The organism is Butyrivibrio sp. M55, assembly GCF_900116865.1.
Taxonomy (GTDB): domain Bacteria; phylum Bacillota; class Clostridia; order Lachnospirales; family Lachnospiraceae; genus Butyrivibrio.
Genome location: NZ_FPCD01000002.1, coordinates 303,454 through 321,864, shown reverse-complemented (window position 1 = coordinate 321,864; position 18,411 = coordinate 303,454). Strand labels below are relative to the sequence as shown.

At 39.2% G+C, this 18,411-nt stretch carries 14 protein-coding genes; all 14 read right to left on the bottom strand.

Going from position 1 to position 18,411, the window contains the following annotated elements:
• Positions 1–12 precede the first annotated feature (12 nt).
• Positions 13–5,472 (bottom strand): non-ribosomal peptide synthetase, encoded by a 5,460-nt coding sequence (locus tag BM398_RS03830; protein WP_092336490.1) that lies wholly within the window; start codon positions 5,470–5,472, stop codon positions 13–15.
• Positions 5,473–5,486: 14 nt separating this feature from the next.
• Entirely contained in the window at positions 5,487–6,551 is a 1,065-nt protein-coding gene (locus BM398_RS03825) for an NAD-dependent epimerase/dehydratase family protein (RefSeq protein ID WP_092336489.1), read from the bottom strand.
• Between the two features lie 2 nt (positions 6,552–6,553).
• Positions 6,554–7,282 carry a thioesterase II family protein gene (locus BM398_RS03820; protein ID WP_092336488.1) on the bottom strand — a complete coding sequence of 243 codons (729 nt, stop codon included), beginning with the start codon at positions 7,280–7,282 and terminating at the stop codon, positions 6,554–6,556.
• 80 nt (positions 7,283–7,362) lie between these two features.
• Positions 7,363–8,829, bottom strand: coding sequence for an ABC transporter ATP-binding protein (locus tag BM398_RS03815; protein ID WP_092336487.1), 1,467 nt, complete (start codon positions 8,827–8,829; stop codon positions 7,363–7,365).
• Between the two features lie 14 nt (positions 8,830–8,843).
• The gene (locus BM398_RS03810; protein WP_092336486.1) at positions 8,844–9,578 is read right to left on the bottom strand and encodes an energy-coupling factor transporter transmembrane component T family protein; all 735 of its coding nucleotides are present in this window, start codon (positions 9,576–9,578) and stop codon (positions 8,844–8,846) included.
• Positions 9,579–10,181 (bottom strand): MptD family putative ECF transporter S component, encoded by a 603-nt coding sequence (locus BM398_RS03805; protein WP_092336485.1) that lies wholly within the window; start codon positions 10,179–10,181, stop codon positions 9,579–9,581.
• A gap of 21 nt (positions 10,182–10,202) precedes the next feature.
• A complete protein-coding gene (locus tag BM398_RS03800; protein ID WP_175531828.1) occupies positions 10,203–10,817 on the bottom strand; it encodes a VOC family protein in 615 nt (204 codons plus the stop codon).
• A 37-nt stretch (positions 10,818–10,854) separates the two neighbouring features.
• On the bottom strand, positions 10,855–11,619 hold the full coding sequence (locus BM398_RS03795) for an ABC transporter permease (protein WP_092336483.1): 765 nt from the start codon (positions 11,617–11,619) through the stop codon (positions 10,855–10,857).
• Positions 11,620–12,342 (bottom strand): ABC transporter ATP-binding protein, encoded by a 723-nt coding sequence (locus tag BM398_RS03790; RefSeq protein ID WP_092336482.1) that lies wholly within the window; start codon positions 12,340–12,342, stop codon positions 11,620–11,622.
• Entirely contained in the window at positions 12,343–13,323 is a 981-nt protein-coding gene (locus BM398_RS03785; RefSeq protein WP_092336481.1) for an ABC transporter substrate-binding protein, read from the bottom strand.
• 221 nt (positions 13,324–13,544) lie between these two features.
• The gene (locus BM398_RS03780) at positions 13,545–14,162 is read right to left on the bottom strand and encodes a TetR/AcrR family transcriptional regulator (protein ID WP_175531827.1); all 618 of its coding nucleotides are present in this window, start codon (positions 14,160–14,162) and stop codon (positions 13,545–13,547) included.
• A gap of 2 nt (positions 14,163–14,164) precedes the next feature.
• Positions 14,165–15,919: an ABC transporter ATP-binding protein gene (locus tag BM398_RS03775; RefSeq protein ID WP_092336479.1), complete on the bottom strand. Its 1,755-nt coding sequence runs from the start codon at positions 15,917–15,919 to the stop codon at positions 14,165–14,167.
• Positions 15,916–17,682, bottom strand: a complete 1,767-nt coding sequence (locus BM398_RS03770; protein WP_092336478.1) for an ABC transporter ATP-binding protein — start codon at positions 17,680–17,682, stop codon at positions 15,916–15,918. The genes BM398_RS03775 and BM398_RS03770 overlap by 4 nt, the downstream gene beginning before the upstream one ends.
• Before the next feature lie 169 nt (positions 17,683–17,851).
• The gene (locus tag BM398_RS03765) at positions 17,852–18,403 is read right to left on the bottom strand and encodes a DUF3793 family protein (protein ID WP_092336477.1); all 552 of its coding nucleotides are present in this window, start codon (positions 18,401–18,403) and stop codon (positions 17,852–17,854) included.
• Between the last annotated feature and the right edge of the window lie 8 nt (positions 18,404–18,411).

The window sequence follows — 18,411 nt, the reverse complement described above, 5'->3', positions numbered from 1 at the left end:
TTCCGCATTCTCCTATATCAAGTAATCCATGATCTGTTCATAATGATCGCAATCTATACATGTATTGTGATCACCATGTACAATATGCTTTTCACAGTTTCCGAGTACAAATTCATCCCAATCTGTATCAGGTATCATATTGGGATATATCGTTGTCAGATCCTCATCCGGAATAAGTGCAACTATATCACCCGTAAAGAAATCCGGCTTGTATCTGATCATAGCTTTGTATGTATGTTCAAAAATGTCATAGAGAATATTAAGCATAATAACCGTACTCTGATCTCCGCAAAAATCAGGATTTTCTATACTGTCATAAATACTCTCCATGCGCTGCTTATGAGTTTGTTTTGTAAGTTCGCTGAATGCTTCTCCAAGTTCCTTATACTTTCCTGTAAGAGCGCACAATTCCTTGTCGGTTACATTTCTATTCTCTCCTTTAAGGATTTCCTCAAGCGCTCCTCTTATAGATGCAGGATTACCTCTGTATCCGGCTTTGTAAATATCAGCTCCGAGTATCACTCCGTATGCACTTTCAAACAAAAGCTGATTCTCAACGCTATGCAGGCACAGATGCGAGCTTATGGTAAGTACAGGCTCAACATTATATCCTCTCTCAATAAGTACCTTAGCTGTCTCCATTGCTACAAATCCGCCGACGCAATATCCAACAAGCCTGTAACTCTTTGCTTTAAGTTCTTCCAACCTGTTTGCATATGCCTGAGCTCTTACATATATAAGTTTTTCAGGCGGTACATCCAGATACAATTCCTCATCGCCGTATGTAAATCCGACAACGGTTCTATCCTTACATCTCTCGCAAAGATCCGGTGCGATCTGCGCATAATCCTTTATTCGGCCGGTTCCCGCATGGAAAAATGCTGTTACAACATTCCCATCACCCTTTTGATATATGTGCATACATTTGCTGTCATGGTATACGTCTCTCTTTTCGGAAGTACGCGAATTTGCTTCAGTTTCCGAACTGTTATCCTTTTGTGTTATTGCACTTATACCGGCAATTGTCGGATCTTTAAGGATATCTCTCATAAGATCGTCCCATGCTACCTCCTCAAATTCCGGAATGTTCTCACGCATCTTAGTAACAATCTGTGCAATTAAAAGAGAATCTCCTCCCACGGAATAGAAATTGTCATACAAACCGACTGAATCGATATTCAAAACATCTTTCCAGATATCGGCAAGTTTTTTTTGTATCTCATTAAACGATGTGGTTTCATCCGTATTCTCACAATTCAAAGTATCAAAAGCCGGTTTTAACTTTTTCCTGTCAACTTTTCCGTTTGAACTAAGCGGCATTTCCTTTAATACGCTTACCTTGCCTGGAATCATATACGGTAATAAATATCCTTTTAAGAATTCCCTGATACTGTCCGTATCTATTTCTGCCTCCGCCATGTTGACGATGTTCACAAACATCTTTTGTCCTATCTCACTTAAAAGATCCGAATTTCCGGGATAAGTTATTACCGTATCAATTCCTGCTCCGTCAAACATCGTGATCCAGTCTTTTTCAGTAAAAAATGTTTGCTCCCTGTCTTTTCTTACATCTGTAAAGTCGTTAAGTCCCCCTTTTAATTCAAGCGACGTCAAAAGCGAATAAGAATCTGCCGTCGTGTCAATGATAATAAGCGCACCGTTTGCCACAGTCAGCTTTTTGATAATCTCAAGCGCATCAGGACAATTCTTTGCATTATGAAGAACATTTGCGCACAGAATAATGTCATAGTACCCTTCGTGAATATCCTGCTCCTTATAATCTCTGTTGATGTCATAAAGGGCATACTTCATGAACCCGTAGTCCTTATATCTGTCCTTTGCTTTACTCAGAAAAAAGTTTGATACATCAGTAAAGGTGTATGTGATATCCATATCCTTTATGGCAGGAAGTATTGTATTTGTAGTTCCTCCGACACCTGCACCGATCTCAAGAATATTTATTGTACGTTTTAAACGGGTCTGTTTTTCATTGATAATGCCAATCATCGCTGTTTTTACTCCTTGATTCAGCGCGTTGTTGACAATATTATCCTGATATGCCGCCTCAGCCACATCTGTTTTTCCCTCTGGAAAAAACAGATCAAGACCGCGAACTTCACCACGCACCTGCTTTAAAAGAAGATCGGATGACTTTTTCTGATACTCAAACAATTCATGACTGTATTCCACTTTATCTTCCAGTCTCCTGAATTCGTTCCATGCAGCATCTCTGTCAACGAATCCCGTGCCTTTTGGCGTAAGTGAATACTCCGATAAACTCTCTTTTACAAGTTCTTCCTTTTCAAGAACATTGAGCCAGCGTTTTACAATATGCTCAAATTCCGCATTAGGATTTACCGCATCCATTATCTGTCTGTAGGTATATTTTTCGTCTGTTGTATTAAATACCCCGGCACTTCTAAATACCCAGAGCATATCTGTTACAGCTGTATTCTCAGAGCATTTTTTCCAATCGAGTATATCCTTCTTGCTCCTGTCTTTTAAAACTTCATCCGCAGCGCAATTAACTTTTTTCTCAAATGACTTTGCATTCATTCTGTAATCAACTGAAGATTCCTGGGATTTCTTGGGAACAACAAACGCTTCCAATGACTTCCTTCCGTTGGCATCTTCAAATATGGTAGCTACCGCCTGATCGACCAAAGAATGTTTCATTAGAGCGTTTTCGACTTCTCCCAGCTCTATCCTGTGACCATTTAGCTTAACCTGAAAATCCCTTCTTCCAACGAATTCTATAATGCCTTCTTCGTTGTAATACCCAAGGTCTCCTGTGCGATATATTCTCTTACAAAGATCACGGTGCATATAGAATTTTATATTTGTCATTTCCTCATCGCCGTAGTAACCGTCTGCCAGTCCTGTTCCGGCAATGCAAATCTCACCAATGACATTATCGGGACATATCTTGTCCATATCATCCAGAACATAAAACTCCTGATTGGATAAAGGCATTCCATAGGGAATATTTTTGTCCAGGTCATAATATGTAATAGGATAATAAATTGACCAGATTGCCGCTTCCGTCGCACCGCCTAAGCTATAGATTTTTGCACTGTTAAATATCTTTCTTATTTCTCCCGGAAAAGTTCTTGGAATCAAATCTCCGGATAACATAATGCACTTCATCGAGTTGTTCTTAGGATGATTCTCCATACTCTTGTAATCCACGAGCATGGACAGTAACGCAGGTACGGAATTCCATACCGTCACACCGTATTCGTCAATGAGTTCACTCCAATGTGCAGGGCTCTTTTCTTTAGTTTTATCAGGAAGAACCAACGTTGCGCCTTCAGTAAACGCACCAAAAATATCGTATACGGAAAGATCAAAAGTAAGGCTTGATACACCAAAGAGCACATCCTCAGAAGTGATGCCAAACCTTTGATCAATATCCGTTATTGTATTCATGGCTGCTTTATGCGATATAACAACTCCCTTGGGACGTCCCGTACTACCGGAAGTAAAAATTATATATGCACTGTCTTCATACTTAATGTCTTTAAGGCTAAGATCAAATTTTTCAGCAGGCGAAACCTCATTTATATCTATGAATGCAACGTTGTCACATTCAATATTTTTTTCCGTAATAACAATCTTCGCACCTGCATCTTCAATGATTGCCTTCTGCCTAAGAGCAGGTTGGTCGACAGCAATAGGAACATATACTCCGCCCTGAAACAGAGTTCCGAGCACAGCCGCAATCTGCATAATTCCTTTGTTTACGATAATCGCAACCTTATCTCCCTTAACAATCCCCGCATTTTTTAACGAATCGCTGAAGATCTGCACATACTTTGCAAGTTCCCCGTAAGAGTATTTAACCCCCTCGGAAATAAGAGCAATATTATCCGGATTCTTTTCCACATTATTAAGAAAACCTTCATGCAAAAATCTGTCTTTTATTTCAAGCCCTGTCTTGTTAAGCTTTTCTCTCTTTAATAATGTGGCATCCGATAAGCGAATGAGTTCCTTTTCATTCCAAGATTCTTCTCCTTCTGACAGCCTTCTGATTCCGTCCTTTAATGCATTAAACATTTCATCAATAACACAGGAGTCAAAAACCCCGTCTCTTACATCCCAATTGACGACAAGGCAACCGTTCGATTCAATAGTCTGACAGTCTATCCATACCTGCGGTGTTCTGCTTACGCCATAAGTAAGCTCGGATTTTTCTGAAATAGACTGATCTTCTTTAGATCCGAGTGTACTTGTGTATACTACAGGAATCATGACTTTTTCACCCTTAAATCTGCTAAGTTCCTGCAACACTTCTATTCCCGAGAAGCTTTTATTGTCTAAATCTTTGATTAATTCTTCCTGATTATCCTTTGTCCTATCGATAAAGCTATCGCTTGATTCATTCACCGAGAAAACACTGACTGTTGTAAAATCACCGACAACATCATTTGAATCAAGATAACTTCTATCTCTATCCATCAAAGTAAGATTTATACAGAAATTCTTTGAAGATGACCATCTTGATATGGTCTCGATATATGCAGTCATAATAGCTGCAGAAGATGTTACACCTTTATTCTTGGCAATCTCTTTTATCATATTCCACTTGGGAGCTGCCATTTTATAAGTGTGCCTGGTAAAATTAACCTTATTTGTAATATCATCTTTTACCGGAAGAACAGGTGCTCCGGCCATAGTCTGTATCTTATCATTCCAATAATTCCTTGCAGCCCCATACTTTCCCGTCTGCTTGCTCTTTGCCATTTCTTTCCCGTCGGCAATGACAATATCTCTAAATGACAGCTTATCAGCCACATCCGGCAATTCTTCACCCTCATATAATTTAAATAACTGGGAAACGATGACATTTACGCTAACAAAATCTGCAATCAGCATGTCGATAGAGAAATGAATGATATAGTGCCCTTTTAACTTTGAAACTTCAAAACTGTGCATTGGCCACTGACCTATAACATAGTCATAGCTCTCAAGCCTTTTTCTTACATCCATAAACTTATTTGAAGCATCTTCCTCTGTGAGCTCAGAAAAATCATTTACCAAAAGTGCCGGCATCTCGGGCGATTCGATAACCTTTTGGAATCCCTCCTCCGAAAAAACAGCTCTTAGCATGTCATGTCTCATTATGAGCTTATGCCATGCCTCTTCTAACTTTTGGCAATCGATGTCCTCCACCTTAAACTCTGTATAGCTGTGGCAACCTGTTCCGCCCAATTCATATTCTTTGTTTCGGCCGATCAGATACGCATTTTGCATCGATGTAAGCGGAAAAGGCTCGTACCTGTTATCCTCATCATGCTCTACTATATTATTATTTTTAAAGAAATCTATAATCTCCTGCTTGTTCTTCTTAAGCCACTCCAATACCTCTCCATTCATGGCTCCGTCTTTTGCTCTGTACTTGAGCTTACCGTCTTCAGTCCAAAGATTTATTCCCTTACCTTTTAACTGCGCAATTTCCAACTCGATATTCATTGTTGCTTCCCTTTCTATATTTCTCCATACATTAGTTCTCGGGCTTTTTCTTTAACAATATGTTCAACAAAAACGCCACATTCTTTAAGCACTGACAAAAGCTTTTCTGCATCAACATACTCAAATGCCCACATTGTTCTATTAGCCGGATTCTCATCATTTATCAACTTTTCGCACGCTACAGCAGCAACAATGCCCGAAATAAATGAACTCCCCTTTGCTCGTATAACCAGCTTATGTGTCTTTTCAGCGTTATCGGAGATTCCTACCATTGAAAACCATTGCATAGAATCTCCAACAATCAACGATTGTTTTTTAAGTAATTTTTTAAACACCTCCTCCTTTTCTTCAGTATGCTGAATTCCGGCACAAGCAATGCATCCTTCCGCTATTAATTCCTTTGATCTGATATCTCTGATGCAATGATATTGCTCGATATTACCCACATTATATTTTTCATGGATTCTAATCCCTTCCCGGTCAAGCAATGGATCTTTGTATACCAGTTCCGGAAAATATTCGATTTTTTCCTTCATGTCGGCAAATTTTATCTTTTCTTCTATCCCTCCGTTATGAATAATGCGATTTGGCAAACTGTATTCATCTACAGAGCTGTAAACAATATCCTTTAATGCAGCAAGACCACCCAATTCGTTTCCGCCGTGAATAAGCGTAATCTTGTCCGGTACCCCGCACTCCTTCGCAAGGTAGGCCATAACTATTCCTGATAATCCCGGCACACATCCTGCGTTTATGATATTTACCATCTCTTTGTTATTCAGTTTTTCTTCAAGTTCTGCTCCGCCAAATAAGTCAATGCATGGCTTTCCGCAACTATTAACACAATCAATTATTTTCTTTGAATTTATATATGAAGGACCGATAGCATTTATTACCACATCACAGTTTTTACAAAAATTACTTAGTGAAGCGCCATCAAGCGCATCTACCGCAATTTCATTGTTTGAGACATCACTAAAAGTCCTTACCCCCTTAATCACTTCATGATTCTTTTGCAAATATTGAACAATCAAACTTCCGATTGTTCCTCTCGCTCCCAAAACACCTATTTTTTTCATGATCATCCCGCAATCCAGTTTTTCATTGTTGTAAATACATTTTCGTTATCTCTGATAAAGAAATGAGAACCTTCAAACATCTCAAAGGCAAAATCTCCCGGGTTTACCTGCTCCCATCCTTTTATGGCTTCTTCACTTGCTTCCCTGTCGTCATAACCGCCCATAGCTCTTACGGGCGCTTTCAAGCAATTAAGGCTCTCACATTTGTATCCTTCACTTACGATAAAATCAGCTCTTAAGATAGGCAGAAATATTTTCAAAAGGTCTTTATTGGCGACAAGTTCTTCAGATATGCCGTTATAAGAGATCAGTTTTTCCACAAAATCATCATTCGGCAGATCCGCTATCAGCTCTCTGTCTTTATCCATAGGATTCTGACAACCGGATACAATGACAAGTTCAGCTGTTTTCCCCCTCTCTTCCAACCTTTTTTCAACTTCATATACAATTTTGGTTCCCATACTGTGCCCGTATAGGATTAGGGGATTTTCTGTCTTTGAAAGAATTTCCGATACATCATCCGCTATCTTTTCAACAGATGTATAAAACTTCTCGCCAAATCTTTCTTCGCGCCCGGGCAATTGAACAGGACAGACACTACATATACCGTCAAACGGTTTCTGCCATCGATAATAAAACGATGCCCCTCCTCCCGCATACGGAAAAGCTACCAGCACTTTCTTGTCACTTGTAACCTTTTCCAAACCTTTTATCAGTTTTGTATCTTCCATTTAAATTTCTCCCCTGCAATTAAAAATTCTGCTTTAGGCATATTCAGTACTCTGAATGCACCTAAAGCAAATAATGCTAACTAATCCAGTTTAAAAAAGGATTGAACAAACCGGATGTTTTCCTTATTCCATGAGCCGGAAAGCTCTATTTTCCCATCGACCATATAGATAAAATAGTTACAGCACTCCTGAACCAATTCAGGATCATGTGTGATAATAAACTGCGTCTTTCCCATATCATTCAATTTTTTGATACTCTCCGACACTTCTTTCATGTGCCTGTAATCCAAACCGGATGTAGGCTCATCATAAAAGATCACATCTTTATTGCAGGCCAGCGCACCAGCAATGGCAACTCGTTGCTTCTGTCCTCCCGAAAGAGACATAGGATGTGCCTCTTTATATTTGCTGATATCCATCTCTTCCAATATTTTAGAGAGCTTTTGCTCTTTTTCTTCCTCAGACAGATCCGTAACGCCAAGCATTACTTCTTCTTCAACGCTACTGGTAAACAATTGATGATTAACATCCTGCATAACCATATAGCTCTTTTTTATACGCTCTTTTGGCGTTATTTTTCTGCCCGAAAGTTTGACCGTACCTTCCGCTTTTTTCTCCAGTCCGCAAAGACACCTTGCTAACGTGGACTTTCCTGCTCCGCAATTTCCTACTATTGCAACTACCGCTCCTTTGGGAATCTCAAAATTGTCAATATCCAAAATGGTTTCTTTATTTTTGGTAAGCTTCATCTTAGAAATGCTTATGCTCTCCGCCCCATCTTGAACCGTGCTAAACTTTGGCTCAAATTTTTCAGGAGCTCTAAGACCGAATTTATGCATTTTTTCCACAGGATAATCAAAGAATTCTTTGGCGGTCGTATCAAATTTGATTTTTCCGTCTTCAAAACATATGACTCTGTCAGCCACATATTTCAGCCAATTCAACCTGTGCTCCGCTATAAGAATGGTTTTGCCGTTCTTTTTCCATATTTTTATTATGTCTCTTAATTCGTGAATAGACTTTATATCAAGATTTGATGAAGGTTCGTCCAAAACAAATATCTTTGGCATAAGTGCCCCAACCGATGCACACGCTACCTTTTGCTTTTCTCCACCGGATAGGTTATAAAGATTTTTTCCAAGGAGATCTTCTATTTTGAACGCTTTGACCACCTTGTCGAATCTCTTTAAGATATCATCATGCGTAAATCCCATATTCTCACAGCCAAACACAATCTCAGTATCAGTCATCAGTGTGTAAAACTGCGACTTCGGATTTTGAAAAACAGATCCGACATCCCTGGCCAGCTCATACAAATGAACTTTGCTGATATCCTTTCCGGATACCATAATCTCTCCGTCCATTTTGCCTTCGTAATAATGAGAAAGGAGACCGTTTATAGCCTTTATATAGGTAGTTTTCCCACTGCCGGATTCACCGCACAAAAGTACTACCTGGCCTTCTGCTATATCTGTTGTTACGCACGTAAGCGCCGCTCCTTCTATAGTGTTTTCATACGTGTAATTGACATTATGTGTTGTTATCAATTTCTTTCACCTTCCTATATACCAAAAGCCATAGATAAGGCCGCCAGTATCAGTATTACTACCGAAACAGCGATAGCTATGTAATCTTGCACATTAAATCCGATTGCGCACATATTGCTTCTTTTATTTGGCGCATCCAAACCTCTTGTAAGTGCCGATATCGAAAGATCATTTCCTATTGCAGTCAACGAGATCATAAGCGGCACCAGCCTATACTCAAGCATATCCATAGGATTCCTGAAACTTCCGACATTTCTTAGCCTCATCGCGTCGGTTATTCCGTGATACTCCTCAACTATCGTAGGAAAGAACCTGAACATAACAGAGACAGGTACCGTCATTACCTTAGGAATATGCATTCTCTCCATGGCTGCTATAAACTCGCTCACAGAGGTTGTTGCTATCAAGAAATAGAACATTGACATTCCGGGTATCAAACGTGTCATCGTTGCCAGCACCCCTGTAAACAAAAGATTGACTGCCTGAGGCAGATACGCAACTATCATCTTTGGAACAAAGAATGCCACCAAATAGAGAATGCCATAATATACCGCCATCATAGGGCTCTTTATTATTGCAAGAAATATAAGCGGAACAATCGTCATTACAGGAATTATGTAGACAAATATTCCGGTATTATCCATTGCCAGCATTACAGTTGAAACTGTAATGCATAGCAGAATCTTTGTTCTCGGATCAAGATACAACTGTCTTGAGCTTGCTTTTGTATTTCTTAAAATAGTATCCATTTAAATCAATCCACTCTTAACAAAATGCTTTTTAAGCACGGCCTTTCCGAAAAATCCACCGATAAGACCGGCAACAACAGTAACAACACATAATACAGGAAATACCCATCCGGCCGAAAATGCTCCCGACACTCCTTCAACAAAAGCATCACCGTAATTTGCTCTCTGACCTTCAAGCCACTCTTCACTGGCATATAACCAATGGATGTAATTTGTTACAGCAATAAGACCAAATACCGCATAAGCAAGTATTGCTTTAAAAGCACTCTTGTACTTGCCCCAGTACATGATAAGTTCACATAAAAGCCCTATGAAGAATCCGTATCTGAGCGCATCAGGCCCCATTCCGGTAAGAATCATTATTACTCCGTTTATAACTACAGTTATAAGTATCATTCCAAACTTCTTAACACGGATAAAATAAAGCATCATGGGAATTCCGAGAATAATTGCTTCTACGACAGAGATGAGAAGAAATCCCATCGGAAAAACTCCGAGCACACATGCCACAATTATTTCTATAACCAAAAAAACCGCCGTAAAAATACCTACATTCATTAAATCCTTACCGTTTAATCTGTTACTTGTTTCTTTTGAACTCATTTTTTTACTCTCTTTCTTTAATTATTTTTCATATAAAAAATGAACTTTCATAGGCTGTTCACCGATATGTATGCTTAGCTGGCTACATCCTCCCAATTCATTTATAAAGTCAGCTTCCTTTTGCGTTACGTAATAATCGATCTTATCTATTCCTATAGCACCATTCGGATGCCTGGCATTCTCGGTAGATCCGCCTGTAAACCTTGATTTGATAAACGGATATCTTTCATCGTAAGGGAAAAGACATTTGCACCTCAGTATATTTCCGTTTATATCTTTTCGTTTTACAGGCACCACGACTGTCTCCAATTCATTTTTTTCATATATAGGTTTTTCAACCGAAAATGTTTCATCTTCATTTTCGAATGAAATTCTTATATATCCTTGCGGGCCGTTCTGCTGCCGCATCATTCCCTCAACAAACCTGCCGTATCCCATTCTTTTTAACATCCAGCTTAAAAGCTTCGTAAATCCCATGTTTTGAATTATCTCCACATAGCTTCCATCCGGAAAATGAATTATTGCATTATGCGGATTTTTCTTCGATCCGTACTCAACAAAAAATCCTTCTTTCTCGAATAACTTTTTCCCTTCTTCGAGATTGTCTACTTTGTATAAAACATGACTGATTCTCATTGCCGTTTCTCCAACACCCTTTTGTAAAGTCCATACATCACTCATCCTTGTCTATTGTTTCAAGACATTTCCACCTGCACACTTTACGTTCAATCAGATGAATAAGCACATACAAAACAACTCCAAGTAACGCCAGCGAAAGAATTCCCGCATACATATCTTCAAACCTTCTTGCATCCATTGATTTAGTTATGAAATAACCAAGCCCTGTTATAGATGCAAAATTTTCTGTTATGAACAAAAGTGCAGTTGATATTCCGAGAGTTCCTCTTAATGCGGAAAAAATTTCAGGCATACAACTTGGAATCACAAGATGGCTTAGATACTGAAATCTATTTGGATTAAGTGCTTCCATAGAATTGATGAGTTCCATGGGAATATGCCTGACAGCATCTCTGATTGTCAATGAAAGCTGAAAAAACAACACAAGCGCTATTAAAAAAATTTTGGGTTCATCGCCTATTCCCAGGCAGACAACAATTATCGGCAAGAAAACAACTTTCGGAATAGGATACAGAATGTCAAAAATCTTCCCGAAATAATCATCAATCTTCTTATTACAACCTATCAAAAGTCCTATTGGCATTGCCGCAATCAAACCTATAAGTGTTCCAATAACAATCCTGTAGCAGCTCGCCCATAAATGTCTCAACAGTTCCCTACCACCCAAAAGCTCTACGAACGCCTGCAATGCTGTTATAGGTGAAGGCAAAAAATTCTTATCAAAAAACACACTTGTTAATTGCCACAAAAGCAAGATAGTAACAAAAGCTACCATATATTGAAAAATTTTTTTCGTCATTCATCCTCCTCCCAGCATTGCCTTCTTTATAATGTTATGAATAGCCCTTACCTCGGGAGTCCCCATCTTACCTGCAAGATTATTGTCCAGAATTTTGCCTGTATTCTCCTCGTTTCCAAGCACAAGTATCTTGTCTCCAAAGTACGCTGCCTCTTTAACGCTATGTGTCACCAGTACCACCATTATGTCGTTCTCTTTAAAATAAGTTCTGAACTTACTGCATAATTTTTCTCTCAGTATCGGATCGATAGCCGAAAAAGGTTCATCCAGCAGAATAAGTTTTGGCTTTGCCATAAGCGCCCTCGCAAGCGCAACTCTCTGTTTTTGTCCGCCTGACAACTGGCTCGGATATGAATTTCGGACTTCATAAAGCCCAAGATCTTCAATAATTTTGTCCGCAAGATGATATTCAGATTTTTCATGTTTAAGTTGTAACGGAAGAATGACATTTTTTCTCACTGTCTTCCACGGAAACAGTCCGTACCCCTGAAAGACAACCGCAATATCGTCTCTGATATTCTTAATATTCTTTCCGTTGAAAAACACTTCACCTTCCGAAGGCTCGATTATCCCTGCGATAATGCTGATCAAAGTAGTCTTACCACAGCCGGATCCACCAACAATGGCAAGACAATTGCCTTCATCAAATTCAAGGCTTAAATCTTTTAATACCATGCTCTCGTTTTTGCCGTAGCTCTTACTTATATTCTTTAGTTCCAGCATTTATTTCTCCCCGGAAATATAATCGGAATCCACTATATCTTCGTAATCGGGCTCTTTATCCAATAGTTTCTTTTCAACCATCCAATTTACTGTTCTCTCAACTTCTTCTTTATCGGGAACACAATTCTTCGGATAATGCGGAATCTCCCACTTTTCTTGTAAAGGTTCAGGTACATTTGCAACAGAATAAATGAACTCTTTGTCTTCTTCGTTGTGTTCATTGATTCTGTCAACGGCTGCATTATATCCGTCCATGAACCTTTCAAGTGTTGAACTGTTTTCATCTATAAACTTCTTGGTAAAAGCAATAACGGTTACTGAATAATTGTTTTGTAATTTTGTATCATTGATCACTTCGTTACATCCGCTTGCAAGAGCAAGATCTCCCATGGGATCGGGCAATATAGCCATATCGACCTCATCGGCACACAGCGTTTCAAAACGAAGTGCAAGACTTGGAGTGTTTACCTTTTCCTCTTTACTGATATCAAGGCCAAGTTCATTCCAATATGAATCAACAAGATATTCCATCATTGTGCCCTCTGATATAGCAAGGCTCTTCCCTTCTACATCAGCTATATTCTTTATGTTTGAATTAGGGCTTGAAACAATAAGAAATTTTCCTTCGGAAGTATTCTCTCCCAAAGCTGTAGTCACAGCTCTTAGCTCAGTTCCTCCCTTTGTGATCAGATTTTGAACAACCATGTCCGTCATCATCGCATCAATTGCTCCGCCTTCCATGGCTTTGGACTGATCTGAAGCACTTGAAAACTCGACCAGTTCAACATCCGCGCCTTTTTCTTTAAAAAGCCCCATCTCATCACCGACATATATTGGCAAACTGTCTGCTGTTCTAAGTACCCCCACTTTAACTGTGGCTATACTTTCATTTTGAGGTATGGCATCAGAGGCATTATTATTTGCCCCACATCCAGAAAGAATTGATGTCATTACCATGATAGCTAAAACTTTTTTCTTCATTTTTCCCCTTTCGTTAGCGTTAGCTAACCCTTGTGTATTAATAAAGTGCTTCGCTTTGAAGCACTTATTTACAAAACAGCCAAGTCGTTAGACAGAACTAACAGTATTCAAGATACACTCTCACGTCCCAAATATCAACAGCAAATTTTATTTGATATTTTTTTTCGCAATAAAAAAGATCTTCAAACCGTAACTTGGTGTGAAGATCTTTTTATTAAAATTTAAACTTTTATACCGATTGCCTTCTGCCAGTCAAACAAGTCTCCGACTACCTTACAGTGATGTTCAATTTCTTTGTCGGACATTCCGTGAATGATCGGTTCCGTATATAATTGCCACAATGCCGTAACAATTACATGCAGTTCTTTGCGAGAAATTTTCTCATCTGCAAGCTTCCTTTTTTGCAAAGCTTTTAAGTAGTCATAGTCTATATCTGACATTTTATCAAGCCAATGTTCCTGGTATCGACTGTATTGGGTCCCTTCTGAACACTTAAGAAGCAGTTCCAGTCCGTCTTTCATATCCATGAGACGCCTGTTCCAAAGCTTTGTATTCTTCTCGGTATCAACCCAAACTCCTATAAGTTCCTCATCTGAAAGCTTATTTGGATCAACAGTCTTTGCTTCTTCCAAGATATTGTTCATACTTTCGACCGTATCTTTTACAACGGCTTCGAACAGCTCTTCTTTTCCTTTATATCTATTATAAATTGCTCCTGTGGTAATTCCCGCATCCTTACAAATATCTGAAAGCTGCACGCCCAAAAAACCTTTTTCCCGAAATTGCTTTCTTGCGCTTTCAAGTAATCTCGGATCTATACTTGTATCTCTAACTGCCATAATCAGCCAATCTTTCTTTTGCACCATCCGGAATCGGAATTCTTGATCTGCACAAAGTTCTTATAGATTCCGTCTTTTTCCATAAGTGCATCATGTTTTCCTTTTTCAACAATCTTACCATTGTTTACAACAAGGATGCAATCTGAGTCCTTAATGGTCTTAAGTCTGTGTGCGATTATGATAAGCGTCTTACCCTTGCAAAGTTCTGAGATTGCCTGCTGGATAGCGGCTTCATTATCGGCATCGATGCTTGCTGTCGCTTCATCAAGGATAACGATAGGTGAATCCTTAAGAATACATCTTGCAATTGATATTCTCTGTTTCTCACCACCTGAAAGTGATGCTCCGCCTTCACCAACCATTGTTTCAAATCCATCCGGAAGACTCATGATAAAGTCGTAACATCTTGCCTTCTTGGCTGCCTCGATAACCTCTTCTTTAGTCGCATCTGGTCTGCCCATGATGATATTGTTGTAAATGGTATCTTTGAAAAGATATACGTTCTGGAATACCATACTGATATGTTCAAGAAGGTTCTTAAGCGGCACTTCTTTTATGCTCGTTCCGTTGATAAGGATATCACCTTCATCTATATCCCAGAATCTCGCCATAAGATTGGCAAGTGTGCTCTTTCCGCTTCCCGAAGGTCCTACAAGCGCAATTGTCTCTCCCTCTTTAACCTTGAACGAAACATTACTGATTGTCTCTTTTGCATCATATGAAAATCTTACGTTCTTAAACTCAACGGCAGGCACGCCTTCCTTTGCATCTGCTATCTCCTTATTTCCCGAATCGGAAAGTTCCTTCTCATCCATTACTTCTTCGATTCTGTCAAGACACTTATCCATGATTGTAAGCTTCTCAGATTCCATATATGCAACTCTCAAGGGAATAAATACATTAAGCATGAAAAGAGTCACTCCAAGGAAAGCTGTTATATCAATCGTTCCGTTCAAAAACAGGATTGAAGCCACAAAACCAAGCGCAATAGAACAGATTTCATAAATAATATTTATGACAACTCCAAAAGGAATCATCTTGCCTTCAAATCTTAAACTCTCCTTACAGGACTTCTCGAAATTGTCACTCATTTCTTTTGACTTATCTCCGAGAAGATTATAAGTCTTGGTGATTCCGATTCCTTCGATGTAATCAAGAACTGCTTTTGTAAGTCTTTCGCTCTGTTCCTGTCTTTCACCTGAAAGTGCAATTCCTCTTCTGTATTTCACTTCACCGATCAGAACCAAAACCAATGATCCCATAAGCGCTACTACACCGAGTGCTGGATTAAAAACAAGCATGAATACTGTAAAGATTGCAGCCGCAAAAAGATAGCTCATTGTATCTGCAAGTGTCATCATTGAGTTTTCTTCAATGAATACCATATCTGTCGAAAGAACCGAGCTAATCTTACCAATGTTTCCTGCTGTAAAATATCCCATGGGAAGTTTTCTCAAATGCTCACCAAGCTTAATTCTCATATCAGCCATGAGCATAAATCCCGCAGCTGACTGAAGTCTGTCTGAGGCGTGGATGAAGATTGCCTGCGCAATAACACATCCAAGCAACATAAATCCATATTTTACAAAGCTTCCCGCTACAAGTGTTCCCTTAAAGAACTCGTCAACCATAAGGACCGTCAATATTATTACCGCATTCTGAAGAACTGATTTCAAAAAAGAAAAAATAAAAGCAATCTGTATCCTTCCCTTATATTTTCCAGAACAGTCTATAATTCTTTTTATTGCCCCGATCATGCAAATGCCTCCTTCATTGTTACCTTGCTGCCTTTACCTGCAGCAGACCACTCCTTTGCTCCTTCAGACAGTTCCCAAAGATTAGCATACATCTCAGAGTTCTTAAGAAGTTCATCATGAGTCCCTTCTGCCTGAATCTTTCCGCTTTTCATAACTACAATCTTGTCAGAATTCTTGATTGAATATAATCTGTGAGCAATTACAATTACTGTTTTGTCAGAAATAAGCTCAGCTATCGCATTGTTCATCTTTTCCTCATTTTCAGGATCCATAAATGCAGTAGCTTCATCAAGAACAATAATTGGAGCATTCTTTAAGATAGCTCTTGCAAGCGCAATTCTCTGTCTCTCACCACCTGATAACATATTTCCAGCAGCGCCTGCCGGTGAATATATTCCGTTATCAAGCTTCTTAAGGAACTCGGTACACTGCGCTTTATTTGCAGCTTCTATTACTTCCGCATCGGAAGCTCCCGGCTTTCCGAGCCTGATGTTCTCAAGAATACTCATATTGAAAAGGAACTGCTCCTGTGAGACAAAAGATATCTCGCGGTTCAGAGCTTCCAACGTCATACCTGTAATATCCTGTCCGCCAATCTTTACACTTCCTCCCGTAACATCATAGAAATGTACCAGAATTTTTGCCAATGTCGACTTTCCGCTTCCCGACTCACCAACAAGTGCCGTTACTGTATTCTCAGGAATCTTAAGGCTTACATCTTCTATTACGTTCACTTTTCCGTCGTAGGAGAAGTTTACATTCTTAAATTCAATCGAATGATCTTTTCCTTCAAAAGGCTTTGTTCCCTGCTTAAGAGGTGCTGCCGAAAGGATATTTTCCAAAGCTGTGATCTTATAGTTAAGCTGAGGAAGTACGCTTATAAATGTAAGTGCTCTTAAAATTTCGGGGCCTGTTGAGAAAGACATGCACATGACAAGAAGGAAATTGGAAAGCGTTGAACTTCCCGTATATACAAAATATCCTCCGATAGGAAACGTCAAAAGAGCTACACAAGGAAGGAAACTTCCGTACAAAGCCATCCATGGCCAACAGATTTTGTACCATGCAAGCGTAAAATCTCTGTAACTCATGACATCACCTGAAAATCTCTTGTAGCTGTCACCGTCACGTCCGAAGATCTTTACAACTTCCATACCGTTTACATACTCAACGATGGTATCATTCATTTTCTGCGCTGACGCATAATAATCTCCCATCTTGCTTGTTCCCGCACCATACATGGCAAACATTGCCACAACTCCGATTGGAAGAGATGCAAGCGAAAGAAGCGCAAGTTTCCAATCAACAAAAAACATAACTATAATTACAAGCAACGGTACGGTAAGATTAGAAAAACCTTCCGGAAGCGCATGTGCTATCAGAATTTCCATGTTATCGATATCATCAATGAACACCTTTTTAAGTGATCCCACGCCAAGTTCCTGAATAACACCGAGAGGAAGATTCTCCATCTTCTTCTGGAGAGAGATTCGCAAATTCTTAAGTGTCTGATAAGCGCTGAAATGAGATCTGTCCAATCCGTAAATATACAGAGCAACATATATAAAACCACAGATCAACATGATAGCCGACCATTTTACATAAAACGAAATACTCGTCTCTCCTCCGATTGCACCATCTATCATTTTATAGATAGCCACAAACTGAAAAACATTAAATGCCAGTCCTACAACCAGCAAGAACATTGCCAGAAAAGTATATTTCTTATACTTCCCCGTATACTCCAAAACCTTTTTTAACATTGCTTCCTCCTGTCTTTATCGTTAGACATCGCTAACGGAATAATAAAAAAATCGTAGAGAATAATAATTAAATTATTGATAATCCAATTATTATCCTCTACGATTTCTAATACTACCGCATATAATTGTAAAGTCAATACAGATTAGGCTTTGGTGTTGATAAGTTTTCTCAGCAAACAACAGTTAATTGCTCCAAAGATACTCCGTTTCTGTGCGCTGTACTGTAAATCTCGGTAACCTTTTTGTACTTATCGAATGTCTCAAGAGCCGACTTGGTGTCACCGTAAACTTTCCAGAAACCTGTGTATTTCACGCCCTCATCAGGGCTTTTCATGAATCCCAAAACATCTGTCACGGGATATCCAAGAAAAAGCCCTATCTCATGCGGAAACTTTGCATCCTGTCTCAAATGCTTTGCAAGCTCCGCAACACACAGGTCTGCGTTACTGTATGAGTATCCTTTTTCTTTGAGGACTTTACATACTTCTTTATTTGCAAAATCTCTTTTTAAAAAATCAGGCCTGTATACATAGATAAGGACGCGTTTTTCATAATACTTTACGGGTATCATTCGCAGTCCTTTCTTTGCAAACCTGTAATTAAAGTCTCTCACTTCTTTGTTGAAACTATCTCTGTCATCGATATCGACAGTAAAAAGATTTCCTGTTTTAAGCCCCGCCAAAGTCGGTGAGCAAAGACTTATAAGTAATTGATCTCCCATTTTTGTTT